This is a genomic window from Peribacillus sp. NPDC097224, from assembly GCF_044761985.1.
In the GTDB taxonomy this organism is placed as follows: domain Bacteria; phylum Bacillota; class Bacilli; order Bacillales; family DSM-1321; genus Peribacillus.
Genome location: NZ_JBIWDK010000001.1, coordinates 684,616 through 710,795, shown reverse-complemented (window position 1 = coordinate 710,795; position 26,180 = coordinate 684,616). Strand labels below are relative to the sequence as shown.

23 protein-coding genes and 1 pseudogene are annotated in these 26,180 nt (G+C 38.5%); 5 read left to right on the top strand and 19 right to left on the bottom strand.

Annotation, left to right across the window (positions count from 1 at the left end):
* Positions 1 to 93: 93 nt before the first annotated feature.
* Together pdxT and pdxS are read right to left on the bottom strand one after the other, a co-directional pair.
* Complete coding sequence (gene pdxT, locus ACIQXR_RS03530; protein WP_402868595.1) at positions 94 to 687, bottom strand: pyridoxal 5'-phosphate synthase glutaminase subunit PdxT; 594 nt, start codon at positions 685 to 687, stop codon at positions 94 to 96.
* Positions 688 to 689: 2 nt separating this feature from the next.
* A complete protein-coding gene (gene pdxS, locus ACIQXR_RS03525) occupies positions 690 to 1,577 on the bottom strand; it encodes a pyridoxal 5'-phosphate synthase lyase subunit PdxS (RefSeq protein ID WP_402868597.1) in 888 nt (295 codons plus the stop codon).
* Between the two features lie 130 nt (positions 1,578 to 1,707).
* Here pdxS and pdxR point away from each other — a divergent pair, with 130 nt between their 5' ends.
* Positions 1,708 to 3,135 carry a MocR-like pyridoxine biosynthesis transcription factor PdxR gene (gene pdxR / locus ACIQXR_RS03520; RefSeq protein ID WP_402868599.1) on the top strand — a complete coding sequence of 476 codons (1,428 nt, stop codon included), beginning with the start codon at positions 1,708 to 1,710 and terminating at the stop codon, positions 3,133 to 3,135.
* 13 nt (positions 3,136 to 3,148) lie between these two features.
* Here pdxR and ACIQXR_RS03515 read toward each other — a convergent pair whose 3' ends face one another.
* The 7 genes from ACIQXR_RS03515 to ACIQXR_RS03485 all read right to left on the bottom strand — a co-directional run bounded on the left by ACIQXR_RS03515 (position 3,149) and on the right by ACIQXR_RS03485 (position 13,895).
* Positions 3,149 to 4,483: a D-serine ammonia-lyase gene (locus tag ACIQXR_RS03515; RefSeq protein WP_402868601.1), complete on the bottom strand. Its 1,335-nt coding sequence runs from the start codon at positions 4,481 to 4,483 to the stop codon at positions 3,149 to 3,151.
* A gap of 34 nt (positions 4,484 to 4,517) precedes the next feature.
* Positions 4,518 to 6,266, bottom strand: a complete 1,749-nt coding sequence (gene pabB / locus ACIQXR_RS03510; protein WP_402868603.1) for an aminodeoxychorismate synthase component I — start codon at positions 6,264 to 6,266, stop codon at positions 4,518 to 4,520.
* Between the two features lie 89 nt (positions 6,267 to 6,355).
* Entirely contained in the window at positions 6,356 to 7,378 is a 1,023-nt protein-coding gene (locus tag ACIQXR_RS03505) for an LLM class flavin-dependent oxidoreductase (RefSeq protein WP_402988568.1), read from the bottom strand.
* An 88-nt stretch (positions 7,379 to 7,466) separates the two neighbouring features.
* Entirely contained in the window at positions 7,467 to 8,465 is a 999-nt protein-coding gene (locus ACIQXR_RS03500) for an LLM class flavin-dependent oxidoreductase (protein WP_402868608.1), read from the bottom strand.
* A 270-nt stretch (positions 8,466 to 8,735) separates the two neighbouring features.
* Positions 8,736 to 10,982, bottom strand: a complete 2,247-nt coding sequence (locus tag ACIQXR_RS03495) for an AAA domain-containing protein (protein WP_402868610.1) — start codon at positions 10,980 to 10,982, stop codon at positions 8,736 to 8,738.
* Positions 10,983 to 11,198: 216 nt separating this feature from the next.
* Positions 11,199 to 12,995 carry an oligoendopeptidase F gene (gene pepF / locus ACIQXR_RS03490; protein WP_402868612.1) on the bottom strand — a complete coding sequence of 599 codons (1,797 nt, stop codon included), beginning with the start codon at positions 12,993 to 12,995 and terminating at the stop codon, positions 11,199 to 11,201.
* A 165-nt stretch (positions 12,996 to 13,160) separates the two neighbouring features.
* A complete protein-coding gene (locus tag ACIQXR_RS03485; protein ID WP_402868614.1) occupies positions 13,161 to 13,895 on the bottom strand; it encodes a YqcI/YcgG family protein in 735 nt (244 codons plus the stop codon).
* A gap of 240 nt (positions 13,896 to 14,135) precedes the next feature.
* Between ACIQXR_RS03485 and ACIQXR_RS03480 the strand changes: the two genes are divergently transcribed.
* Positions 14,136 to 14,390: an alpha/beta-type small acid-soluble spore protein gene (locus tag ACIQXR_RS03480; RefSeq protein ID WP_402868617.1), complete on the top strand. Its 255-nt coding sequence runs from the start codon at positions 14,136 to 14,138 to the stop codon at positions 14,388 to 14,390.
* Positions 14,391 to 14,586: 196 nt separating this feature from the next.
* Here ACIQXR_RS03480 and ACIQXR_RS03475 read toward each other — a convergent pair whose 3' ends face one another.
* Positions 14,587 to 15,675, bottom strand: coding sequence for a branched-chain amino acid aminotransferase (locus ACIQXR_RS03475; RefSeq protein WP_402868619.1), 1,089 nt, complete (start codon positions 15,673 to 15,675; stop codon positions 14,587 to 14,589).
* 551 nt (positions 15,676 to 16,226) lie between these two features.
* Here ACIQXR_RS03475 and ACIQXR_RS03470 point away from each other — a divergent pair.
* Both ACIQXR_RS03470 and ACIQXR_RS03465 read left to right on the top strand, forming a co-directional pair.
* Complete coding sequence (locus ACIQXR_RS03470) at positions 16,227 to 17,498, top strand: L-lactate MFS transporter (RefSeq protein WP_402868621.1); 1,272 nt, start codon at positions 16,227 to 16,229, stop codon at positions 17,496 to 17,498.
* A 372-nt stretch (positions 17,499 to 17,870) separates the two neighbouring features.
* On the top strand, positions 17,871 to 18,683 hold the full coding sequence (locus tag ACIQXR_RS03465) for a formate/nitrite transporter family protein (RefSeq protein ID WP_402868623.1): 813 nt from the start codon (positions 17,871 to 17,873) through the stop codon (positions 18,681 to 18,683).
* Between the two features lie 118 nt (positions 18,684 to 18,801).
* On the opposite strand, the pseudogene ACIQXR_RS03460 reads toward ACIQXR_RS03465, so the two are convergent.
* A pseudogene (locus ACIQXR_RS03460) lies at positions 18,802 to 19,285 on the bottom strand (HIT family protein).
* A 439-nt stretch (positions 19,286 to 19,724) separates the two neighbouring features.
* On the opposite strand from ACIQXR_RS03460, the gene ACIQXR_RS03455 reads away from it, so the two are divergent.
* Positions 19,725 to 20,801 carry an AI-2E family transporter gene (locus tag ACIQXR_RS03455; RefSeq protein ID WP_402868625.1) on the top strand — a complete coding sequence of 359 codons (1,077 nt, stop codon included), beginning with the start codon at positions 19,725 to 19,727 and terminating at the stop codon, positions 20,799 to 20,801.
* 93 nt (positions 20,802 to 20,894) lie between these two features.
* Here ACIQXR_RS03455 and ACIQXR_RS03450 read toward each other — a convergent pair whose 3' ends face one another.
* The 8 genes from ACIQXR_RS03450 to ACIQXR_RS03415 form a co-directional block, all read right to left on the bottom strand.
* Positions 20,895 to 21,353 (bottom strand): YueI family protein, encoded by a 459-nt coding sequence (locus ACIQXR_RS03450; protein ID WP_402868627.1) that lies wholly within the window; start codon positions 21,351 to 21,353, stop codon positions 20,895 to 20,897.
* A 563-nt stretch (positions 21,354 to 21,916) separates the two neighbouring features.
* The gene (locus ACIQXR_RS03445) at positions 21,917 to 22,039 is read right to left on the bottom strand and encodes a hypothetical protein (RefSeq protein WP_402868629.1); all 123 of its coding nucleotides are present in this window, start codon (positions 22,037 to 22,039) and stop codon (positions 21,917 to 21,919) included.
* A gap of 114 nt (positions 22,040 to 22,153) precedes the next feature.
* Entirely contained in the window at positions 22,154 to 22,576 is a 423-nt protein-coding gene (locus ACIQXR_RS03440) for a nucleoside 2-deoxyribosyltransferase (protein ID WP_402868631.1), read from the bottom strand.
* 472 nt (positions 22,577 to 23,048) lie between these two features.
* Complete coding sequence (locus ACIQXR_RS03435) at positions 23,049 to 23,399, bottom strand: hypothetical protein (protein ID WP_402868633.1); 351 nt, start codon at positions 23,397 to 23,399, stop codon at positions 23,049 to 23,051.
* 123 nt (positions 23,400 to 23,522) lie between these two features.
* Positions 23,523 to 23,789 carry a DUF4190 domain-containing protein gene (locus ACIQXR_RS03430; protein WP_402868635.1) on the bottom strand — a complete coding sequence of 89 codons (267 nt, stop codon included), beginning with the start codon at positions 23,787 to 23,789 and terminating at the stop codon, positions 23,523 to 23,525.
* A gap of 141 nt (positions 23,790 to 23,930) precedes the next feature.
* The gene (locus tag ACIQXR_RS03425) at positions 23,931 to 24,581 is read right to left on the bottom strand and encodes an amino acid ABC transporter permease (protein ID WP_402868637.1); all 651 of its coding nucleotides are present in this window, start codon (positions 24,579 to 24,581) and stop codon (positions 23,931 to 23,933) included.
* A gap of 14 nt (positions 24,582 to 24,595) precedes the next feature.
* A complete protein-coding gene (locus tag ACIQXR_RS03420) occupies positions 24,596 to 25,228 on the bottom strand; it encodes an amino acid ABC transporter permease (protein WP_402868639.1) in 633 nt (210 codons plus the stop codon).
* A gap of 122 nt (positions 25,229 to 25,350) precedes the next feature.
* Complete coding sequence (locus tag ACIQXR_RS03415; RefSeq protein ID WP_402868641.1) at positions 25,351 to 26,178, bottom strand: transporter substrate-binding domain-containing protein; 828 nt, start codon at positions 26,176 to 26,178, stop codon at positions 25,351 to 25,353.
* Between the last annotated feature and the right edge of the window lie 2 nt (positions 26,179 to 26,180).

The following is a 26,180-nucleotide window of genomic DNA, read 5'->3' as shown; positions in this document are numbered from 1 at the left end:
ATTTTACTAAAAAGGGCGATTTTTTTGTGCATAAATTTCATAAAAAAAGGGTTGCCCTAAAAGTCATTTTCCTGACTTTTGGGACAGCCCCTTTTAAAGCTTTTCAACTCTATTGATTGAGTCTTTCACCATTTTTAAAAAAAGTTGTATAAATCGTTGATCACCGGTCAGTTCTGGATGAAACGAACTGACAAGAACCTGTTCTTGTCTAGCCGCCACTACTTTCCCGTCATAACTTGCTAATATCTCCACATCTTCACCTACGCCAACGGCAAAAGGTGCTCTGATAAAGACACCCATGAAAGGTTCTTCCATTCCTTGAACTATAAGGGGTGCTTGAAAACTTTCCCTCTGACGACCAAAACCATTTCTATTCACTGTAATATTGATAAAACCAAGATGGGGATGTTCCAAACTAACCATTTCCTTTGCCACTAATACCATCCCTGCGCAAGTACCGAAAATCGGTTTTTTTTGTTCGAAAAATGCCGTAATCGGCTCCATGAAACCATAATGGTCCATTAGTTTTCTCATAGTGGTGCTTTCTCCACCCGGAATGATCAGGCCATCGATATCCTTTAACTGTTCTGGGTTCTTAACTAATATCGCATGCTCACCGGCTTCCTTGATTTGGTTCATATGTTCATCTACAGCACCCTGCAAACCTAAAACACCTATGGTTACCATGTTTACCATCCACGCTCCTGCATTCTCTCAGCTGGGGCCAACTTAGAAATATCAATTCCTTTCATCGCGCTTCCCAATTCTTTAGACAACTTGCCTATTAAATCATAATCGGTGAAGTATGTAGTTGCTTGTACGATGGCAGCAGCGAATCTATCGGGATTTTCCGATTTGAAGATTCCTGAGCCCACAAATACACCGTCAGCCCCAAGTTCCATCATCAGGGCGGCATCTGCAGGAGTCGCAATTCCACCTGCTGCAAAGTTTACTACAGGTAATTTCCCTGTGCGCCGGATTTCCTTCAGAACTTCATAAGAAGCACCAATATTTTTTGCTTCAGTCATTAATTCATCCTCGCTCAGCATGCATACTTTACGAATTTGAGATTGAACTTTTCTCATATGCCGTACAGCTTCCACAATGTTCCCTGTCCCAGGTTCTCCCTTCGTCCGAAGCATCGAGGCCCCTTCGCCGATACGTCGGGAGGCTTCCCCTAAATCCCGGCAACCACATACAAAAGGTACTATATAATCGCTTTTCAAAATATGATATTCTTCATCGGCTGGAGTCAGTACTTCACTTTCATCAATGTAATCCACTCCCATGGATTCCAAGATTCTCGCTTCCACAATATGACCGATCCTTGCTTTAGCCATCACTGGGATCGAAACAGCTTTCATCACTTCCTCCACAATCCTTGGATCGGCCATCCTTGCCACACCGCCTGCAGCACGAATATCTGATGGTACCCTCTCAAGAGCCATGACAGCCACCGCCCCCGCCGCTTCAGCAATTCTTGCTTGCTCTGCATTTATGACATCCATGATTACGCCACCCTTTTGCATCTGCGCCATTCCTCTTTTGACTGTGTCGGTTCCTACAAGCTTTTCCATTCTTCTTCCCCCTAATATTTGCATAATTAAGATTTGTTCATTAGTATAAGAAATAGTTGACCACATTGAAAGTGTCAGTTTTAATGAAAATGATAGGGTCAGATAGAAATCACGAAAAGGGCGGTAAAAAATGGATATGCTAGCATGTAATTTAAACCGTATGGATGAAGTGCCATTATATGAACAGTTATATTCACACATAAAAACGGAAATTGTAAATGGCCGGCTCCCTTTTGGTACAAAGTTGCCTTCAAAACGGAAACTAGCGGAATTTCTCCACATCAGTCAAAATACTGTCGAGACAGCATATGAGCAATTATGTGCTGAAGGCTATGTTGAAGTCATCCCAAGAAAAGGGTATTACATTCAAACTTCCGAGGATTTGGAATACACACAACCTGTGAATGCCCCAGTCGAAAAGACGGTCAATAAAAAGAATGATTTCCTGTTTCATTTTCACCCCAGCCAGATAGATACAGAAAACTTTCCTTTTGAAAAATGGCGTAAATATACAAAACACACTATAGACATATCAAATCAAGAACTCCTTTTACTAGGAGACCCTCAAGGCGAATATGAGTTACGTTGTGAAATTGCCCATTACCTGTACCATTCTCGCGGAGTCCGGTGTGTGCCCGAGCAAATCATTATCGGTGCAGGGCTGGAGATTATACTGCAACAGCTGATACTACTGTTTGATAAAAAAACAGTATATGGTGTCGAAGACCCCGGATACCATTTAATTTTACGGCTTCTGAAAGGCTATCCAAATGATGTGTATCCACTAGAAGTGGATGAAGAAGGCGTGAAGGTGGATAGAATCGATCAATCCAATATTGACGTCCTTTATATAACCCCTTCTCATCACTTTCCCTATGGAACGGTTTTGTCCGTTAACCGACGTACTCGCTTGTTGAACTGGGCTCAAGAGACGGAAAACCGCTATATCATTGAAGACGATTATGATAGTGAATTTCGTTATAGTGGAAAAACGATTCCCTCTCTACAAAGTTTGGATGCTGGTGATAAAGTGATTTATTTAGGATCATTTTCTAAATCATTGATTCCTTCTATTAGGGTCAGCTATATGGTTTTGCCTCTCGCTTTACTAGAAAAACATAAAGAGGAATTATCTTTTTACCATTCAACTGTCTCCCGAATCGATCAACATATTTTGACACAGTTTATGAGAGAAGGAGATTTCGAGAAACATTTAAACCGAATGAGAAAAGTTTATCGTAGAAAGTTGGAAAAGGTTTTGGAACTATTTAAACCCCATCATCAGCAGATAACGATAATTGGCGAGCAATCAGGACTTCACATCGTCCTCATCGTTAAAAATGGTATGAATGAAGAGGATCTTATCCTAGGAGCTTCAAATGCCCATATTAAGATTTACGGACTATCTTCCTATAGCATTCAACATAAGAAAGAAAGTCCACCCAAAATCATTCTTGGTTTTGCAGGAATTCCTGAGAAGGAACTGGAAAAAGCCATTCAACTATTGCTGGTTTCATGGGGATTCGACACAAAAAAAGAAGTTCAGAATGGTTACTGAACTTCTTTTTTTGTTACATTCTTGTTAAGTATCTTTCCATCATTTCTTTCGGGACCATACTTCCCCCTGTAGCCCATATGATGTGCGTGGACTGATTTAACCTTCCTGTCAATCCTTCCTTCATGATATACTTTTCTCCTTCTTCCCTACTGAATATTTGAACCGGTCCATATGCTCCTGCCAGGGCTGATGGCTCTAAATAATAAGCTTCCGTTTTAGCCATCATTCGAAGGAAGTCAAATAATCTTTCGTCCCCCATCGTGAAACTTCCACTCAACATAGAGTCCATCATATTCGAAACCAACTTGGAGGGTCTACCGACTGCCAGGCCATCTGCTTCCGTTTTATTATCCACCCCAAAATCCTGCACGGAAACTTTTTCATGAAGTCCTGTTGCCAACCCGAGCGTCATACATGGTGAATGGGTTGGCTCTGCGAAAAAGCAATGAACATTTTTTTGAAAGGCCAGTTTAAGCCCATACGTTATCCCTCCTGGGCCTCCACCCACACCACAAGGTAAGTACACGAACAGAGGATGTTCTTCGTCAACTATAATCGACTTTTCATTCAATTGCTCTTTTAGCCGTGTTGCGGCCGTTGCATAACCAAAAAGTAAATCGACTGAATTTTCATCATCAATAAAATGACAACTGGGATCGAGAGAGGCCTGTCTGCGTCCCTCCTCAACGGCTTTACTGTAGTCCTCTTCATATTCCTTTACGATGACACCGAGCGACCTGAGTTTATCCTTTTTCCACCGCTTGGCATCAGCTGACATATGAACGGTTACCTTAAACCCAAGGTGGGCACTTATTATCCCAATGCTTAAACCTAGATTCCCTGTCGACCCGACAGCAATGGAATAGTGTGAAAATAACTCTTTATATTCATCACTGGCCAATAATTCATAGTTATCGGTTTCTTTAAACCCCCGATCTTTCATCGCTATTTCTTCCGCCCGTTTTAATACCTCATATATGCCACCTCGAGCCTTGATGGAACCGGAGATCGGTAAATGACTGTCACACTTAAGCAGTAGTTTACCTGGGATGGCAATTTCATAGATTTTTTCCATTCGACTCTTCATGGAAGCTATTTCGACTAATGGAGATTCAATGATTCCATTCATGGGTTTTGTTTCCGGAAAGGCTATGGCAATATACGGAGCAAACCTATTCAATCTTTCTTCTGCCTCTTTCACCTTTGCTGCTTGAACAATTGGATGATCAAACATGCTTGTGTAGTTCGGATTTAACCAGAAAGTTTCTTCAGTGTCCATTAGTTGTTTAAGTAATGGATTTTCCTTCCATTCTTTTTTTGTCAGTCCCGCAACTGTATGTTCTTTCATGACACCCCTCCAAATAATGAATGTTATAGAGTTTTTATTGATTGGTAAGCTGAACCTTAATCCTTCCTCTTACACTATTAATAAACCAAATTTCCTCAGCAGTAACCAATTCTTCTTTTTTTATGACCCTTTCCTGGATTTCTTTCCTCTTTAATAGTTCTCGACGAAAAGTTCCTGCAAGCAAGCCTGATTCCAAAGGGGGAGTGATGAGTTCCCCATTGATTTTCACGACAATGTTTCCGTTCGTGAACTCCGTGACATCCCCTTTTTCATTCCAGAGCAATACGTCATGAAAGTCAGGATACCTTCTTTTAAATTCATCATAAACGCCTCGATTCGTAGTTTTATGATGAAGAAAAGGATTTTCACTATGAATCGGACTTTCGGCTACGATAACTGATATTTCCGGATTTACCCCATCAATTATTTGCCCAGAGACACTAATTTCCCCATTTTCCGAAACTAGCACACGAATCTTTTCTAACGTGTCGGTATGTATGGAGGAGTATTCTATTAGTTGATTTCTAAGCGTCTTTTCAGGAAGCCTGAAGCCAAAATAATCTGCAGATTGCATCACTCTTTCAATATGTTCCTCCAATAAAGAATATTCGCCATTCTCAAGCCTGATTGACTCTAAAAGCTGGTAAGCCGGGTGCTCTTCCGTCAATAGTTTTGCTTTCAAGAAGGCTTCCTCGTATTCTTCCAAAGAAGCCGAGTCCCAAGTGATTCCCCCTCCGACTCCATATGCAGCCTGACCAGTTTCCTTATCAATTACTACTGTCCGTATCGGTACATTGAAAACTGCTTCCCGATTAGGAGTGATGTAGCCAATGGCGCCACAATATATTTCACGCGGTGAATTCTCAAGTTCAGCGATGATTTCCATTGTTTTAATTTTCGGTGCACCCGTTATCGATCCACATGGGAAAAGTGCCTTGAATAAATCAATAATAGTCGTTTCCGGCTTCGTACTTGCAGTGATTGTCGATGTCATTTGCCAAACTGTCGGATATTTTTCGATTTCCTTAAGCTTAGATACCTTAACAGTCCCTTTTTCCGATACCATCCCCATGTCATTTCTAAGCAAATCGACAATCATTAAATTTTCGGCTTGATTTTTTTCGGAATTGGCTAACCATTTGGCATTCTCCAAATCTCTCTCTCTATTTCCAGCCCGCTTTACTGTCCCCTTCATGGGACGGGTGATTAATTGTCCATCTTCCCATCGAAAGAATAGCTCTGGAGAAGCGGAAAGAATCCGATATGTTCCCAGATTTAAATAAGCACTATAGTTGGAACGTTGAGCTCTTACTAGGCGATTATAAAATGCATAGTCATCCCCTTCGAACTTCGATCGTAACCGCATTGTGTAATTCACCTGATAGCTGTTACCTCTCTCTATCTCTTCTTTAATCCTTTGAAATCCAGCATGATAGGATTTAGAATCGGTTTCGGAATCCCAATCGGCCATATGAAAGGCACCCAACGTTTCTTCTATGAATTCTCCCGGACTTTCAAAAATCCCAAACCATAATAAAGGCATGTTTCCACCCTCTTTTACTTTCAAACAGTTATTAAAGGCTGGGGCGGCTTCATAAGAAACATAACCTGCTACATAATATCCTTCATCAATCGCTTTCTGTACTTCATCGAATTTGATTACCACTTCTTCAATCGAATGGGCAATCAGAATCTTTTTCGGCTTATTAAAATACATGGGCTTTTTATATCCATATTTATCTGTAAAATGAAACAATAATGATATTGGAACTTCCTGGGTCATGTTTTGCTCCTTCAGTTTTAGTGAATAAAGATATCCCGTTTCCAGTTTTAAAAAAGAGCTTGCAGTGTTTCTGCAAGCTCTTTTAACCCTCATTTCATTCCAGTGATCTCGGCAACGATTTCATAAGAACGAAGTCGGGCTCCGTGATCATAAATCGCCGAGTTTATAATCATTTCATCCGCCTGTGTTTCATCAAGGAAAGCCTGTAATTGTTCCTTGACTTGTTCCGGATTCCCGATGATCGATGCGTTCAATTGCTTCATGACGATCGCTTTTTCGTATTCGGTCCAGAGCCCCTCCATCGAATCGACCGGCGGCGCCATTTGGCCAGGGGTATTCCGAATTAAATTTAAGAATTGTTGTTGATAAGAGGTCGCAATTTTGTGTGCTTCTTCAGTAGTGTCTGCCGCAAATACATTGATGCCTACCATCGCATGTGGTTTATCAAGTACATCGGAAGGTTGGAAATTATTCCGATATCGCGCTAATGCCGGTTTAGTGTTTTCGGGTGAAAAGTGACTGGCAAATGAGAAAGGCAGACCAAGTTTTGCCGATAGCGCTGCACTGAATCCGCTTGAACCGAGTAACCAAATAGGGATATCCTGTCCTTCCCCAGGTATAGCCCGGACCCGATTATGTTTGGAATCGGCACTTAGATAGCTGCGAAGCTGTTCCAACTGTTCCGGAAAATCCTGTCCATTATTACGGACATCACCGCGAAGAGCCATAGCAGTATACTGATCGCTTCCTGGAGCTCTTCCTAGACCCAAATCTATTCTGCCCGGATACATTGCCTCAAGTGTACCAAACTGTTCCGCAATAACAAGAGGAGCATGGTTCGGAAGCATGATCCCCCCTGAACCGACCCGGATTCTCTCCGTCTTGCCAGCGACATGGCCGATTAGCACGGAAGTCGCAGAGCTTGCGATGCCGGGCATGCTATGATGCTCAGCCACCCAGAAGCGGCGATATCCCCATTCTTCTGCGTGCTGGGCTAAGTTTACGGTATTATGAAATGCTGCAGATACTGTACCGCCTTCAATAATGGAGGCTAAGTCCAATACGGAAAAAGAAATATCACTCAGTTTTTTTGTTGATGTGTCATAATTCATATATTCAACTTCTTTCTCTTTTTAAAATGAATGGTCGCAAAGCCATCATATAGAAAATGCAGGGAAATTGCACATGAATTGCTTATACTTACTTTCCAAAAAGCTCCTTGGCAATCAAACGGAACGAGTTCAAGCGGTCTTCCAATAGATGTGTGATCGTGATAATCATGATTTCATCCGCTTGATATTGCTCCTTTAGGTCCAAAAGGCGACGCTTGACTTGTGATGGAGAACCAACAATCATCTTTTCATCTATTTTCCTCTTCCATTCTTTTTCCCTATCCGTCCATACATATTCGCTAGCCTCTTCTATACTAGGAACCATACTTCTTTCCCCTTTATCGCTTTGAATTCTCCATAAAGCATTGCTCAATGCAATTTCTTTTGCTTTTTGTTCATCTTCTGCACAAATTACAGATACCGTTAAAATCGTTTTCGGGGACAAAAGGTTCCCTTTTGGTTGAAAGTGGCTGCGATAATGCTGTAAACTTTTCACACCATCATTTTGGCTCATGAACTCGCCGAATGCGTACGCAACACCATTCTCCGCAGCAAGCTTCGCACTTTTTTCACTTGTGCCAAGAATCCATGGTTCCGATAAAGTCTCTGGGACAGGTGCAGCCGCAACATTAGAAAACTGGTGATTCTCCGGAAAATCCCCTCTCAGAAAATGTAGCAATTCCTGTACTAGCTCTGGCATTTTGTAGACATTTTGCAAATAATTATCTGACAGTGCCATCGTTGCTTCTGCAGAACCACCTGGGGCACGTCCAATCCCAAGATCGACCCTCCCTGGGAAAAGTGTGGCCAGCATGTTGAATGTTTCAGCCACTCGATATGGCTTATAATGTGGCAGTAAAACAGCACCTGCCCCAATTCTAATGTTCTTCGTTTGAGTACCAATGTAACTAAGCATCACCTCGGGTGTAGCACAGGCCAAACCTGGTAAATCGTGATGTTCCGTCAACCAAATTCTGTTGTATCCCAGTCTATCACCTTCCTGCGCTAGAAGTAGTGAATCATGTAAAGCTTGTTGTGCCGTTTGGCCAGATGAAATGGGCGATTGATCTAAAATACTAAGCTTCATTTCTTCCTTCCTTTCATGTTCTCTTTATACTTCATCGTAAATCATTGGTAGAAAATTGTCGCCTAATTGGCTTATACGTTGAATTCCTTAACTAAGACGATAAGGATTGGAACAAATTTCAGGATGAAAGGGTGATAATGATATTCTAGCGAGGTTATCTATTGGATAATGAATGATTTTTGGTCAAAATAATTACTTATTCATATATTTTAACGAGTTGAACTATAAAATATTCACAAAAAAAGACCCAATCAGGGTCTTTTCGTCAAATTATTCATTTCTTTTAAATTGAGAGGAAAGTTCCATGGCGATGATTGACGAATCCAGTCGAGCGGATATAAACGGTGGCTGAATTCGATTATTTGTCTCAATAGGGACTCCCAGCCAGACAAAGCGTTTATCGAAGATGATAAACGAGAAGGAAACCGGCAAACTTATAAAGGAATGTAAAGGGATATCCGAATTTCTCTTTCCGGATATGATTGTCAACTTCACCTTGGGGTTTCTTTTCAACAAAATCTGCTTCCAATCATCTGACAGCAAGTTTGCATCAGGGATTGCCATAATCATCTCATGGTTGGTATTACCCAGATCCTCCAAGACTTTTTCCAGTTTCCGTGCATGCATCCACTGCAATCTGGAATGTTGGTGTTTCACCCATTTCCCAATGTCTTTCCTTGGAATCACCTGACCGTTATGCGTTTGATGGTCCACAAGTTGTCGAAGCGTTTTACTACGATATACATGTTTATTTATAAAAGAAGTATCGCACACATGCAGAAATTTACCTTTTGTCCGCGTTATTGCCACATTAATGAGCCGTTCACTTTCTCTTCCTGTCAATAACATCCCAGCACGATCCTGTGGATAGCTATCTACCGTATCAAAAACCATTACATCACGTTCACTGCCCTGAAAACGATGGACAGTTGCGGCAATAATATCAGTGGTTTGCCGTTCGTTCCGGTACAGATCATCCAATAGCTTTTCCATCCATTCAGCCTGTGCCCGATATGGTGCCACATAACCAATCGATTTAGCACCATCAACATATGCTTCATGAATCAGCTGAAATGATAATAATAATTGCCAAAGATTCATCCTTGAGTGGGAAGTACGCTCCGTCATACAATATTCACCAGAACAGCTCGTATCAAGAAGAACAGAAGCCTTGTTGGCAAACGGTTCCGCAGCCCTGATACTTTCTCTGCTTATCGAAACACTTTCATGATCTCCCACAAAATTGTTGTAGACAACACGGTTTGTAAAGGCCGAAATCTCTGGATGCATACGGCGCTGTTCTTTTAAAAGGAATAAATGTGGATGAAGCGTCCCTTCTTCAACTGATTGCGCAACTCCAGCCCTATGGAATATATCCTCTTTCAACCAAAGTTTCACTAAGGAATCACGGGCTGCTGCGATCGGTGGAAGCTGTTTGAAATCACCTGAAACTAAAATGTGTTTAGATAAAGCCGCAGCAAATGCCACTTGCGGTACGTATGCCATGCTGGCTTCATCCAAAATGATCAAGTCATACTCCCTAGTGTATAACGTTTCATCTTTAGCGGCTTTTGCCAGGGTCGTCCCGATTATTTTGGCTTCTTTTAGGAATTCTATCTCTTTTTGACGGATTTTCTCCAAAACCCGCGCCAATTTCTTTTCTAATTCAAGCAATTCGTCGGTGTCCCTTTTACTGAATGAACCTGCTAAATCCTGTTTCAATAAACGTTTTTCTCCTACAAGTTTCTCTTTATCCGCTAATAAGTCCGGTTCATGCTTCCCTAGTAATTGCCCCGTTACAATATCTTCATGAATTGCTAAGGATTCACCGATTTGTGACCCATATCGAAGGACGTCCCCTTCGTGAAAACGTTCTTTCCTTTTTATGAATGAAGAAATTTCGGCCATCAAAACATCAACAGCTTGATTACTATGAGACAGGACGAGTATCTTTTTACCTTGAAAATAATGGTTGGCAGCCGTACGAGCCAATGTGTAGGTCTTTCCAGTCCCGGGTGGACCCCAGACAAATGTGACTGGATTGAACTTTGAGCGTGCATACAATTCCCTCACACTACTTTGTTTCTCGCTGGAAGGATGTTTTTGTGGCATGGAAGGATCCATAAGACGCTTAATCCTCAGCCTCTTTTTCTTACTTCTCTTAACTTCATCTAACCTTGTGATTAGTTGCTCTAAAAGTTCCCAAGGATCGTGGTATAGAAATGCTTCCCCTATTAAATCACCCAATGACCGTTCAAAGGAAAGGATGATGCTTTTTCCTTCTGACGATAAAACTCTCCCATCCTGTTTAATTCCTCCCCATTCCAGCCGTACAATCGACCCGACCGGAATTTTCACTGAAGAGCCCGTTTCGAAGAAATAGGTGAATGAGCCATCACTTGAAAGGAGATGGCCATTTGAAACTAAATATTTTGTACTTCCGTATTTCTTTAGATGCAGAATTTCAAGTTGAAGGGCCTGTTGCCATTCTTTTATATAATTTACCGTTGAATTCATTGTTCACGTTCCCTCACAATTTATGCTAATGAATGAAAAAGAAAGCTATACTAAAATACTTTTTTGAGTGAAATTCGACCACAAAAAAGTGTATACTCTCTCAACATACGGAATAAGACCCAATCAATGAAGATTGGGCCTCTCTTTTGCCAATAATCTTACTATAGCATCTTTTCATTCATCGTACCATGGGCTGTTTTGGAAGAAATGGGTACATTAGCCCTCGTTTAGCTCGGCAAATTGGTCAACCAAATCACTGAAAATTTTCATCGCATTTTCAATCGGTTCCGGTTTGGTTAAATCCACTCCGGTTTTCTTAAGCAATTCTAAAGGAAAATCCGAGCTGCCGCTTTTCAAGAACGTTAAATAGCTTTCAAGGGTCTCTTTGTCTCCAGAAAGGATTTTATCCGCAATGGTGATGGCAGATACATAGCCCGTAGCATACTTGTAGACGTAAAATGGACGATAGAAATGAGGGATGCGTGACCAACCATATTTCACTTCCTCATTGAAGATGATCTCCGGACCATTATACGTGCGAAAAATCTCTTCATAAGCTGTATTCAAAACCTCTACATTAAGAGGTTCATCATTTTCCGCCTTTTCATGGACGATCTTTTCAAATTCAGCAAACATGACTTGCGTGAAGAAGGTTCCTTTAAAGCTATCAATAAAATGATTGAGCAAATGCTTCTTCTTTTGAAGGTCCTCGGTCGTTTTAAGTAAATGACGTATCAGTAAAATCTCATTTACGGTTGAAGCTACCTCCGCAACAAAAATGGAATAACCAGCTGTGATTTTTGGTTGATATTTTGAGCTGAAGTACGAATGCATGCCATGCCCGGACTCATGAGCTAGTGTAAACACACTGTCAAGATCGTCACGGTGATTCAGCAATATGAATGGATGCACACCGTAAAGTCCCAAGTTATAGGCTCCAGACCGTTTTCCCGGTGTTTCCCTTACATCATAATAGCGGTTTTCCTTAAAGCTTTTTAGGATTTCCACATATTCCTCACCTAATGGCTTCAACGCATCGATCATTAATGCAAATCCATCATCATAGGTAATGTCTTCTTTAGCGCCTTCAACAAGTGGCACGCTTAAGTCATATGCACGCAATTCATCCACACCCAATACCTTTTTGCGCAAAGCGATATATTTATGCATGGGTTCGATATTTTCTTTTGTGGACGTGATCAGATTATCGTACACTTCTTTTGGCACTTTGTCCCCGAATAGGGATTTCTCTAAAGCGGATGGATAGTTCCGAAGCTTCGATAAGTTGACATTATTTCTTATTGCCGTTGAAAGAGTGGAAGCTATTGTATTTTTTAATTGTAGATAAGGTTGGTAATAAGCCAAATAGGCCTCTTTCCGCTTTTCCCTGTCATCATCTTCTATTAATTTTGAATACATTCCGCGGGTCAACTCTACTTTTTGACCTTTTTCATCTGTCACTTCACCGAATTTAATATCCGCATTGTTAATCATCCCGAAAGTTTTTTGCGGAGCTGAAAATGCTTCACCTATTTGGGAAAGTACTTCTTCTTGTTCCTTCGATAACACATGGGCTTTATAACGGTATGAATCAAGTAAATCTTCCTCAAAGTATTTTAATCCCTCTACTTCTGCTATGTATCTTTTAAGTGTTTTTTCATCTAAGCTTAGTAAGAATGGCATAAAGAAGGCAGATGCACTGCTAATCTTTCTGCCTAACTGACCTGCTCGGTCAAGTAGTGCCTGAGATGAGGTGACACGGGTATCCAAATCCGCTTGGAGCATGGCAAACACATAGAGTTTATTATAGGTATATCCGATTTCTTCACTTAAATGTAAGTAATCAAACAACTCTTGAGCTGTATGAATATGACCGTCAAAAGCCTTTAATGTATCAGTTACAGTAAGGACTTCTTGAAAATCCTTCTCCCAATCATCCTGGTTTTTATAAATATCAGTAAGATTCCACGTTTCTTCCTGTTTTACTTCTTCACGTGTCTTGAATGTTTTCATGATAACACTCCCTTTCATATCCCTTATCCTCTTATTATAAGCGACTTTCCGGAAAACCTGCACAGAAATGCATGGTTGAGGATTTTTTTTATTGTTATTTGGATTAAATCTCACTATCCATTTCAAGAAGCAGATAATGAAAAAACGAGAGCATCTTGCCCTCGTTTACTTGGAATCTTTATGATGAAACGGACATTTCCCAAGGATTGGTTCGCTATCATCACCTATGAAGAATTGTTTCCATTCATTGTGGTTGACATCTCCATAATGACTGATGTCTGGATGCGTGGGCAGGTTATCCCACTTTTCGACTCGTTCCCTTACCTTTTCACGTGACATGATTCCTCCCTTTTCCGTTCCTTCTAACCCTTCAAATATCATTCGAGGTTGAAATCCTAGGACGAGGCTATTACCCAAATCACGCGTTTTACGCTGTTTATATGCCGGTGCATTTCCAAAAATAAAGATGGGTTCCCCTGCAAAATGAAAGTCCCACAGATAATGTTCAGGATCCTTTGGCTTCTCTATCGGCCAAGGTGTATGATCATGGGCATGTAAATATTGAAGGATATCCCAAAATCGCTTACGATATAATTCCAAGTCACCTTCTTCTTTTTCCGGCTCCATGAAAACAAAAAGACCATGCCTAATATATGGAGGCTCCTGAAATAATTGCAGGAATTTTTCTACAGCCTTTGGGAGATTGGACCAATCTTCCTGAGTGATATATGCATAACGCAGTTCACCTTTATTTTCTGCCTTCATGCCAAAATAACAAGGAAAAGTCTTGTCTGTTACCGTATCATGGAAAGTTTGATATTCTTTAATCACCCATTGTGGTACTCTTTTTGGGTTCGTCATGTCTTCTTTCGTTAATAAACAAGAATTCGCAGTCAGCATTTCACTACTCCTCACAAATATTATTTATATTTATGTACCCGTTGCCTAAAAAGTAAAACGTCCGAGGTGACTGCAATTATTGACATTCCACGTTAAAATTTCCCTTTACCTTTCCTTTTGTTCGTTATTTGAAATGACAAATAGAAGAGTTCATATGAAAATTTTTCAATCGATCATTAGCATGAGCATATGATGTTTTTTTTACCTTTTGGACAGCCTAAAATAAAGGGGTGATAATCGGTGTCAAGAAGAAATAAAATCCTAGTAGAAGAAGCCCGAGCAGACCTTAATCAACTAAAAGCCAAAGTTGCTGGATCAAGAACCCATGAGGAGGCGAAATTTGAAGCTGCAAATGAAGTCGGCATTCCTTTAAAAAAAGGGTATAATGGCCAAATGACAGCAAAGCAAGCTGGTAAAATTGGCGGTCATTTGGGAGGTAATATGGTTAAGTCACTTGTTGAAATGGCCAAAGAAAACCTAAAAGTCCAAAAGTAATGTTATATAAAGTGTGGCTCCTCATTCCAGAATAAACATATCTTCCCCATTCTTAACTAAACTATATTGAACATGGTATCCTGTTATTCCAAAATTTTAAAAAGGGGTCTGGAAATAAATCATTCCAAACCCCTTTTGATGAAGGCAAAATGTTTTTTCCTAACATTCCGACTCATTTCTGTATAACTTCAAAATCTTAGAGAGTAACTTTTTCTTCAACTTTCGTAGTCCAACCCAATTCATCTTGAATTTTACCTGTTTGAATTCCAGTTAGCGTTTCATATAGTTTTTTGGATAGTTCACCCGTTTCACCATTTTGAACGACCATTTCTTCACCATTCCATAGGAATTCACCTATAGGAGAAATGACGGCTGCAGTTCCAGTACCGAATGCTTCTTCTAATTGACCTGATTTATAGGCATCATAGACATCCTGCATGGAAATTCGCTTTTCACTCACTGGAAGGTTCCAATGTTTTAACAATTCAATGATGGAATCGCGAGTGATGCCCGGAAGAATGCTACCATTTAAAGCTGGAGTAATAATTTCTCCATTGATTTTAAAGAAAACATTCATGCTTCCCACTTCTTCGATATATTTCTTCTCCACTCCATCAAGCCATAGAACTTGCGAATAACCAAGCTTTTCGGAAACCTCCTGAGCTTTAAGGCTCGAAGCATAGTTTCCTCCGGTTTTAGCTTCTCCAGTACCTCCATTCACTGCACGCGTAAAGGATGACTCAACCGCTATTTTCACTGGGTGAATACCTTCTTTATAATAAGAACCTACCGGCGACATAATGATGATGAATTTGTAACGGTCTGATGGAGAAACTCCTAAATAAGGTTCCGTCGCAATAATGAAAGGACGTATATATAATGATGTACCCTCTGCTCTAGGAATCCAGTCGTTATCAATACTAATTAACGTTTTTAACGCCTTCAATGCATAGTCGACATCTACATGAGGGATACATAAACGATCATTTGAATTATTTAAGCGTTGGAAATTCTTTTCCGGACGGAATAAGATAACTTCGTCTTCATCTGTTACATATGCTTTTAATCCTTCGAATACAGATTGTCCATAATGAAATATCATTGATGAAGGCTCTAATTCGAGCGGTTGATAAGGAACAATTCTTGGATCATGCCACCCTTGCCCTTGTGTATAGTCCATAATAAACATATGATCGGTAAATGTTTTACCGAACTCCAGCTGTTCAGCCTTTGGCTTTTCTTTCTTCGTTGTACTAAGCGTGATTTGCATGTCTTGTTCCTTCATTACCAAAACCCCTTGTTGAATATTTTTACAAGATTTCACTTCCATAAAACCTATCTTAATTAGTTTACTCCTATAAGGTTTCATAGTTCAAGCCCTTATAACTAAATTTTCCGAATTTTTTAAATAAAATTTCGTTTTCATCTAATTTTTTCGTCATTTAGAGGAAAATCCATTCTATTATGTAAGTTATTTGGTCATATCATTCCCTCCCATGCTATCGTTTATTGAATATTTATATGTTTTCAGCTAGCAAATTATCCAGTTTAATTGATTATTATCTCCTATCCCTACATATTAATTAAAAAAATTCTTTTCTCTCAAAATTTAATGGTGTGTATGTTTCTTCTATAAACTCTTTTACAAAAACACTCCCTTAATTAAGGCTTACTGTCATTTAATCTCATTTTTATTAAAAAAATTTAATTTAGTAGTTTACTAGTAAATAATAATCTTATATACTAAGGCAACGAGATAGATAAAATGCATATAACTTAACGAACCATAGATAAAACGCATGAATCTTTCTCATAACTGTGAAAAGGGGTACCAACATGACAAAAAACAGATGGTTAATCGCTTTATCAGCTATCGCTATCCACCTTTCTATAGGAGGGGCATATGCTTATAGTGTTTACAAAAAGCCCATAGTAGAAGCAATGGGCTGGTCAGAGACTGAAGTTACTTTAGCGTTTACTATAATGATGGCACTTGCAGGGACCTCTGCAGCTTTCTTTGGAAAGTTCGTAGAAAAAAATGGGCCAAGGAAGTCAGCCATGGTTGCCGCGGTACTATTTGGTTTAGGTCAAGCCGGATCTGGCGTGGCGATTATGATTGATTCGCTTCCACTTTACCTCCTTACCTATGGGTTTTTAAGCGGACTAGGAATGGGTATCGGTTACATATCACCAGTTTCGACCCTTGTTAAATGGTTCCCTGACAGAAGAGGACTTGCAACTGGGATGGCAGTGCTCGGTTTCGGTGCAGGTGCACTTATTACGGCGCCTGTTGCAGCTAGCCTTATGCAGTCTGTAGGAATATCTACTACCTATTATATTTTAGGCGCTGGATACTTCATCCTAATGTTTTTAGGTGCTTCTTATATTGCACCGCCCAAAGCAGGTTGGATTCCAGAAGGCATGAAACAAGACATCGAATCAGGAAAAAAGGAATTGAAAAAAGATTTAAGACAATCTACCGCGAAGGAAGCGGTTAGAACAAAACACTTTTGGATGTTATGGTTCATGAAATTGATCAACACTAGTGCAGGAATCATGATGATATCAGTAGCTTCTCCCATGGCTCAGGATGTAGTCGGGCTTTCAGTTGCTGGGGCGGCTACCCTAGTTGGTATCATGGGGATTTTCAATGGTGGTGGAAGACTTGGCTGGGCAGCCGCTTCCGATTATATCGGTCGTCCTAATGTTTTCGTCATTTTCTTCATCATCCAAATTGCGGCATTCCTATTACTTCCGACCACTACCAACTCCTTATTATTCCAAGGTCTGATTTTACTCGTTGTTAGTTGTTATGGAGGAGGGTTCTCTAACCTCCCTGCATTTGCCGGTGATTTATTCGGAACGAAAGAAATCGGTGCAATCCATGGTTACCTTTTAACAACTTGGTCTCTTGGTGGAGTTTGTGGACCTATGTTGGTAACTTATATCAGAGAAAGTACAAATAGCTACATTCCTGTGTTTTACGTTTTCGCAGTCTTGATTACGATTGCATTCGTCATCTCCATATGGCTTCGTTTAGATATCAAGAAAATGAGAAACGCACAGGAACAACAAGGATTCAAGGCTACAGTGGAAAAGATCTCCTGACATGAGCCTTGATTCATCAACTGAATAAGCTAAAAAAGGCATTATCGAAGCAGGCCCTTTGGGCAACATGCTTCTGATAATGCCTTTTTATCTGCCTGAGGATTACATCCTTTACCAAGGCACACTATGCATCTGGTTATTTTTTCATTATTTTATTTTTTCAATATATTTATTAATTTTTCTCAAAACCCCAAAAACCCCATTAAAATCTATCTTTTTTTTAAAAAAAATAAAAAAATGTTATTTTGTTATAGAAAAATCTAAATAGAAGTGTATAATAACTGATGGTATTGTTTATATGGTAAGTAAGTCCTTGCCTCTTAACTACTAAAAAATAAAAAATAGAGAAAGTATTTTTCAAGGGGGAGCAAAATGAGTTATAACAACCCGCAACAAATGGCGCAAATTGCAATCAATGCAGGGAAAAAGAAAGCCACGTTGCCACTAAGAAGCATTTTAATTTTAGGATTCCTTGGAGGCGCGTTTATTGCCTTAGGTTTTCTATTTTACATCCGCGTTACGGCCGGATTACCGCCAGAATGGGGTACACTGAATAATCTTATAGGCGGATTAGTTTTCCCGCTAGGATTAATCCTTACGGTCGTTGCAGGCGCAGAATTGCTAACAGGAAACATGATGGCAGTCTCAATGGCAGCACTAGCTAAAAAGGTCACTGTTAAACAATTGACGATTAACTGGATTTTAATTGCCGTTACAAACCTAATAGGCTCCGTCTTTGTAGCATACGTATTCGGACACCTTCTTGGTTTGACCGAAACAGGGGTTTTCCTGGATAAAACCATTGCAGCTGCCAACTCAAAGGTTGATGCAAGTTTTATTGAATCTTTCATCTCTGCAATAGGATGTAACTGGCTTGTAGCATTGGCTATTTGGATGAGCTATAGCGCAGAAGACACTACTGGTAAAATTGTTGGTTTGTTCTTACCAATTACAGCCTTCATCGCTATTGGATTCCAACACGTTGTAGCCAATATGTTCATCATTCCAGCTGGTATTTTCGCAGGTGCACTTACTTGGGGAGATTATATCATGAATTTCATTCCCGTATTTCTAGGTAACGCTGTCGGTGGGGGAATATTGGTAGGATGTCTTTACTACGGTGCTTTTGGACGTTCTGAAAAACAACCCGCAAAAGAAGTACAAAGTTTGAAAAAGTCATCATAAGGTTCGGATTAGATCTCCATTTTACATGGAGGTCTTTTTTATATAGGCTTTGTTATAGTTTAAGTTAAATTTTGATTTTAAAAAAGTAGAACTTCTTAAAAACGGAAGTTCTATTAAATTATTTATTTAGTTCTTCGGTAAGAATGTTGATGGCTTCCATAACTTCTTCAACATTTTCCTTGTCATTCATTTCATTTCTAGCGTGAAGTAATACTGGTCGAACTGACTCAACTGAACGCCCGAATATACATCCATTCATATCTTGGAACCATCCAAGTATGAAAATGATGGGTGGTGTCCTCATTGTAAAAATAATAGACATATTCAATTCCTAAAACGTCTCTTTGTGCTTTTCTTATCCTTGCTAAAATGTTTATATAGTCTAATCTTTCAGACTCGGTTAAATCATCTAGACATTTGATGTGTCTTTTAGAAGCTAAAATTATTAGCCCTCTAATTGGATATGCGACATCTTGATGGGCGTGAAAGAGCTCTGTTTCAATGATCACGCCGCCATCTGGTTCAACTACTCCACTTGTTAATGCACAACTAAGACACTCAACTTCTACCGTTCCTCCATTAGATAAGGTGATTTTTCTCAAGTGTTTTCCCCCGAGCAAAAAATATTTTACTTATTCCAGATATAACTCCATTTGGTTAAATATATAGTTTATATCTTAGGTGTAACCAAGCGAGGTAATTATTTAGACATTTGGTTGCTACACCGTTAAATCGCTGTATCCATCCTTTAAGGCTGCGGTGGTAGGCACAACCGATGCTTTTCTGCTGGATTACGTTTTTGGATGAATTTAAGGATTTCAGTTGCTCTCATAGTTGTCTCCATTCATATTTGATAATTCCATCATAGAACATTTAAAGTGAATATCAGACCTTTAACAAGCCTTTATATAAAATATTGAAGAATTTGTCCATTCATTTCTACTCTATCGAAAACCACTGAAAATGGCATAAAAGTTTAGTATAGCGTCATTCAAGGGAAATAGTGATAGTAAAAGTAGATGTAGAAGGGGGAATTCAATTGTGTGGATAAACAAACCTTTTTTTAAATATGCAACAGGGATTATTTTAACCATACTTATCATTGTATTACTTGGTAAGATAGAATATGTTTTTAGACCCATTCAAAATATCATTGCGGCCGTATTTTTCCCCATCCTATTAGCTGGATTGTTATATTACATATTAAGGCCGGTTGTTCAGTTTCTAAGCAAGTTCATTCCTAAAACTTTGAGTATTTCCTTAGTTTTTCTGATAATATTTAGTGCAATTGGTTATGGCAGTTACTTTGGAAGCCCAGTTCTCGTTGATCAATTCCAAAAATTATCGGATCAATTCCCAGGTAAAGTCAAGGAACTTTCTGAACAATCCGAAGATGTCGAACATGTGATAGAGAAAAATGATTTTGGCATGGTAAATATAAAAACCCTTAAAGAGAACTCCGTAACCTATTTTAAGAATTTTTCAGATAAGATCATGGTAAATATCAACACCATTTTCACTACAGTAACAAGTGTTCTAACTGTTATAGTCATAACCCCGTTCATTTTATTTTATTTTCTGAAAGATGGCGAAAAATTAAGGCCGTTCTTATTAAAGTTTATTCCAAAAGAAGTGGAGGCAGAGGGAAACACTATATTAAAAGACGTCGATAAGACTCTATCGACCTATATTATCGGCCAATTCATCGTATCAATCGTAATTGGGGTCTTATTATATATCGGATACCTCATCATTGGACTCGATTATGCATTAGTATTTGCCCTTATAGCTATGGTATTTACGATTGTACCCTTCCTAGGCCCACTGATAAGTGTACTTCCAGCTATATTCATCGCTTTGCAAACAGATGTTGGTTTGGCGATAAAAGTCATCGTTGTCTTTATAGTGGTTCAGCAAATCGAAGGTCACCTAATTACTCCAAACATTATGGGAAAGAGACTTAACATTCACCCATTAACGATTATCTTGCTGCTCCTCGTTGCCAGTTCAATATATGGATTCATCGGTATGTTAATTGCAATTCCTGTTTACTCAGTCCTAAAAACGACCATCGGTAACTTTAGGAAGTTTTATAGATTGAGAAAGAAACGAACATAAATATATATGTTCTAAGAAGTGAGGGCCCATTATTGGTCCCTCTTTCTGAGGTTTTTTTCCATACACTATTCCCATACCTTCGCTAGATTGCTCTTATCGTGATTTCTTTAGTACTTTTTTTACATATCTCTTAATCCTTGCTTTCAAACTATTCTTCTTAACAGTTTTAGGTTTACTCTTTTCTTTCTCTTTCTCAATATAAATATTCCCTTTATCAATAGCATTTTTTTCGGCCAATACCAGACCTAAATCGGAATTGTATTCCTTATTTAAAACAATCTTGTACGGAATCTTATATTGATTAGATAATTTAATGTATTTCCCTAAGTACTGATAATCCATTTGACCATTCAGAAGTAAATTAGCCCGTGGATATTGTTTCATCCTATTTTCTATTTCTGGATATAGATTGTTTTCAAAGACTTGTGATTTTGTTAATACGATAATGACTCTTTCCCGTAACGTCCCAAGAAACTCCCTGCGTTCACCCGGCTTGATTTCTTTTGTTCCATAAATTCCTTGTTCGAGGTAATCCTCCACTTTGCGAGACAAGCACTTTTCACCTCCTACATTCCTTCTTCATTATATGTCATTTGCCCTCTTACGGTGCCCAATTTCCTGTATGCTTCTAAATAAGTATGTATAAAAAACATGAAATTTAACCTCCATTCTTAAAGAGGCGTTAGAACTATGTAGAACTTTAAGAACAAAGAACTGTGAGGGATAAAAACTCTTAGCAGTGATAAACTAAAAATCCAATGACTAGTAGAATGATACATTTTTATACATTTAGACACTTTTCCCCAACTAAATTTATGAATTTCATGTTATAATTTACAAATAAACAGATGTTGATTTAAGCATGATCACACACTACATATAAGGAGGAAATACAGATGTATGATGGACTTCTCTTAACGATTATTGAATCAGTTTTTGTTGTCGGAACTATCTCCATGTTTGTTATTTTAGGATTTGTAAAGGGCCGCGTTTTTTAATTTCCACTACTATTCATTCTATTCTCACATGCCTGATTACTTACTCTTGTAATATTGGTAATCAGGTTAAACTTATTTACAAAAGAAAAAAGCATATCCATTGCGGCATGCTTTTCTTTACCAATTATCCGTCTTATCTAATAACTTATCAATGTCAAATGTATAGAGATGAACTGGAATTGATTCTTCGGCCATTTCTTCAGTAGCTAGTAATAACTTATCAATGTCTATAGTAGCCAAATAAACTTCCTCCCTTTTTTAGTAACCTATACCCGATATTTTTATATACTAAACATTACGTTTTGATTTTTATTTTTTTGGGGGTATATTCAACTGTTTATACAAAAGACATTATTAAGAATTCATAGGACTTGGATCATCTTGTTCTGCTGGGGCAAGTGATTGAATTAATTTCACCAACTTATATAAAGTCCCGCTGCAGATGATGGCACCAGGGATATTATGGAATATTGATTTTTTGTTAATATGATAATTCTCTTTTTCAGGCGAATACACAACTATTTTTTTATTTAAAGAAAGGGCATATCCTAGTTCATAAAGGTTTCCCTTTCCCGCAGTAAGAAAGATTAACATAAAATCCGCTTCATCTATTCCTTCCTTTTCATAATCCCCTAAACTATTAGTGGTTTCTTTATTACCATTCTTGTCAAAAAGATTCCACTCATTTACACATGAGAACCCCTTTGCATTCAATTTCTTTATTAATGATTTAACTTGCTTTATATTTTTTTCATCCGATGCTATATAATACTTCACTAATACACCTCCATATTATTGATACTTTTTACCTATATTATCTACACTATACATATTCGTTATAAAGAACTCAATATCCTTTCAAAAATAAAAATAATTGTTTCTATTCTCTATATAAATCGGCTAGTATCAATAACACCATTGATGCATCAAGTTAATATGACAAAACTAAGCTATAATTTCTTGGTCTCCCAGTGGAAATGAATACTTTTCTACCTAAGAATGATTAAACGAAGTAATTACCATTTTTCAATAAATTCGAAGAAAGACAGGCATGATAGCCTATTTAAATAACCCCTCATACATCTTATTCCTAAATGCTCGCCATTTGAAACCGTTAAAGTGCGAAGCTCTACTACCCTTTCGGAGGTACGTTCAAAAAGAACCTCTGCCATTCAAAATGAATTGTCATTATACTTTCCATAACCGTAGATTAAATACAGAAATCCCTTTTTCACACAGAAAAAAAGCCTTATCCTCTTCGTAGGGTAAGACTTTGTCTTTCTTTTTCATAAGTAATATGTTCAATTTCAATGCGAAATGGGTCAGCCTTGCAAATATTAATTCCTCGATCTACATTCACTTTTTCCATTTTAGTTGCATCAGGGATTAGTTTCTTTGAATGGATAAAATGTTCGACCATCGAACACAATAGTTCTTGAGCACAAGCTAGAGCGTCGCCCCTATCTCTTCCGCTAACGGAAGATGTGAAACCCTTTCTCTTAAAATCAGGAAAACACACTTGAATTGAAAATGAATCCATGATTAAAGGGTGCTTTTCATAATAAAAAACAGCAGGATACTTAAATATCTGATTGGACAAAAACAACATCCCCCCTTAATATTTAGTTCATGTCAATCATAACATATTTTCCCAAAATAATCCTTATGAAGTATTTCCTTTATCTTCATATTTTCAAATTAGATAAGTAGAATTATCGCTATTTTATGAAGGAATAGAAAATAAGAGGATAATAAGGACTATGATCATATTAAAAATGATCCCCATAATACTGCATACTTTTCCTGCTGTCGCCAAATTGATACCAGGCTCTCCCGAATGTACAATTTCTTTTGTACCATTTGAAGCAAAAATCAGACCTATTATCCCTAATATAACTCCGATAAAGGGAATGAGAAGGGATAGAATTCCTAGGATTAAAGAGGCTAGTGCTTTGCTATTGGTACGCTTAATTTCAGACAGCTTTTTCACCTTCTTTCCTCTTCATATATATACGATTTTGAAATGCATATGATTCAAATTATCGCTCATTACGAGTCCCCTCCTATGGAATAGAAAGAAAAAATAGCTGAGATATGATAAAAACTCCGACTCAAATATGAGTCGGAGGATTTAAGTACGTTTTAATTCTAGTCTCCTGGCCACTAAAGATAAGCTAAAATTAACGGCAAAATACATTAGGGCTACTAAAATTAAAATTGGAATCAAGAAATTTTGACCTTGCCCATAGATGATTTGCCCTTGATGGGTCAATTCTGGCAAAGAAATCACTACCGCTAATGAGGTGTCTTTCAATAGAGAGATGAATTGGCTCACTAGAGGTGGGACCATTCGGCGTAGTGCCTGTGGAAGTATGATATGTATCAAGGCTTGCACATAACTTAAACCAGATGAACGAGCTGCCTCCATTTGTCCTTTATCAACTGATTTCAACCCACTTCGTATTACTTCGGATATCATGGCTGATTCAAAAACGGTCAAAGCAACAATCGCAGCTGGAATAATTTCCAACTTAATTCCTACTTCAGGCAACGCTAAATATGTAAAAAGAATGATTAACAACAATGGTAAATTACGGATGGTTTCAACGCCGACAGCTAAAATTTGTGATACAACTGGTATCTTTGCATAACGTAAAATGCCGACTAGTCCCCCGATGATAAAACTTAAAATGATAGATACAAAAGCCACCTGAATCGTTACCCAAAAACCTTCTAATAAAAACTTTAAATGATCTGGTGTGTATGCTCCTAAAAAATCCATGTCTTATACCTCCCTTAATTAGCTAGACGTTTTTCTAAATAACCAACGCCAAGGCTTAAAGGAATGGTAAGAATTAAATAAAACGCTGCTACGAAAATGTAAACATCGAACACTACAAAGGTTCTTGAGGATATTAAATCACCGTGATACATAAGATCTAATCCAGCAACGACTGCTAAAATGGAAGAATTTTTAACGAGATTGATGAATTGGTTCCCAAGAGGGGGAATGACAATTTTCACGGCTTGTGGCAAGATGATGAATCTCATCGCCTGTCCATATGTCAGTCCTGAAGAACGGGCTGCTTCCATTTGTCCTTTCGATACCGAAAGAATGCCGGCTCTAATGGCTTCCGCAATAAATGATGATGTGTATATAGTCAAGGCTAACGTACCTGCATATAACCCACTTAATTTCAGGCCAAGGAAAAAGAAAAATGTGATGATCAATAAGGGTATATTCCGTATGAACTCCACATATGCGGTCCCAAGCCAATTCAGAGGCTTAATCGGAGCGATTCTCATGATAGCAATAAGCACACCAAGGATTAAGCTTGATACTAAAGCAATTAAACTAGATATGATTGTATTTTTAAAACCCATTAAATACATATCTAAATTCTCTGTCAAAATGGAGAAATCAAGCAAGACATCCACTCTCCTCTAACTAATCAGGATGAGCAAATTGCTCATCCTGACAGATCCAAATATTATTCTTTTAGTAGATAAGTAAAAATCCAATTTCTTCTTACCACATGTAAATGAATACGTTATTGCTTAATCCACTTATCATGAATTTCATCATATTTCCCGGAGTCTTTAATTGATTTAAGAGCTTTGTTCAATTCATCTACAAATTTTTCATTTCCTTTTTTAACTGCAATTCCATATGGCTCATCCGTAAATGTGCCGCCAACAAGTTCGTAATTTGGATCTTCATCAGCCATACCATAAAGTATGGAATCATCTGTCGTCAATGCATCACCTTGACCTGATTTAAGTGCTGCGAATGCTTCCGAATAATTTTCGAATTCCAAAACATTTGCTTCGGGAGCTTTTTCGCGGATATTTATGGCTGAGGTAGAGCCTTTTACAGCCAATACCTTTTTACCTTTTAAATTATCAATACCTTTGATGTCACTTCCTTTTTTAACAAGTAATGATTGTCCAGCATCGAAATAGACATCAGTAAAGTCAACTTCTTTTTTACGTTCTTCCGTAATGGTCATAGTCGCAACAATCGCATCGATATCCCCATTGTTCAATAAAGGCATTCTTGTTTTAGACGTTACTTCTTTGAATAATACTTTTTCTTCATCACCAAGGATCTCCGCTGCAAGTGCTTTCGCAATGTCGATGTCAAATCCTTCTACCTCTTTTGTATTTGGGTTTTTCAATCCAAACAGACGCGTATCATTCTTTACCCCGAATACGATTTTATCGTTATCCTTAATTTGAGTTAGAATATCTTTATCTTTGTTCCCGCTTCCACCATCTTTACCTTCATCAGAATCCTTTTCCCCGCCACAACCTGCTAATAGTATGACAGCCAGTACTGAAAGCAATGATAATTGTAACCATCTCTTTTTCTTCAACATGT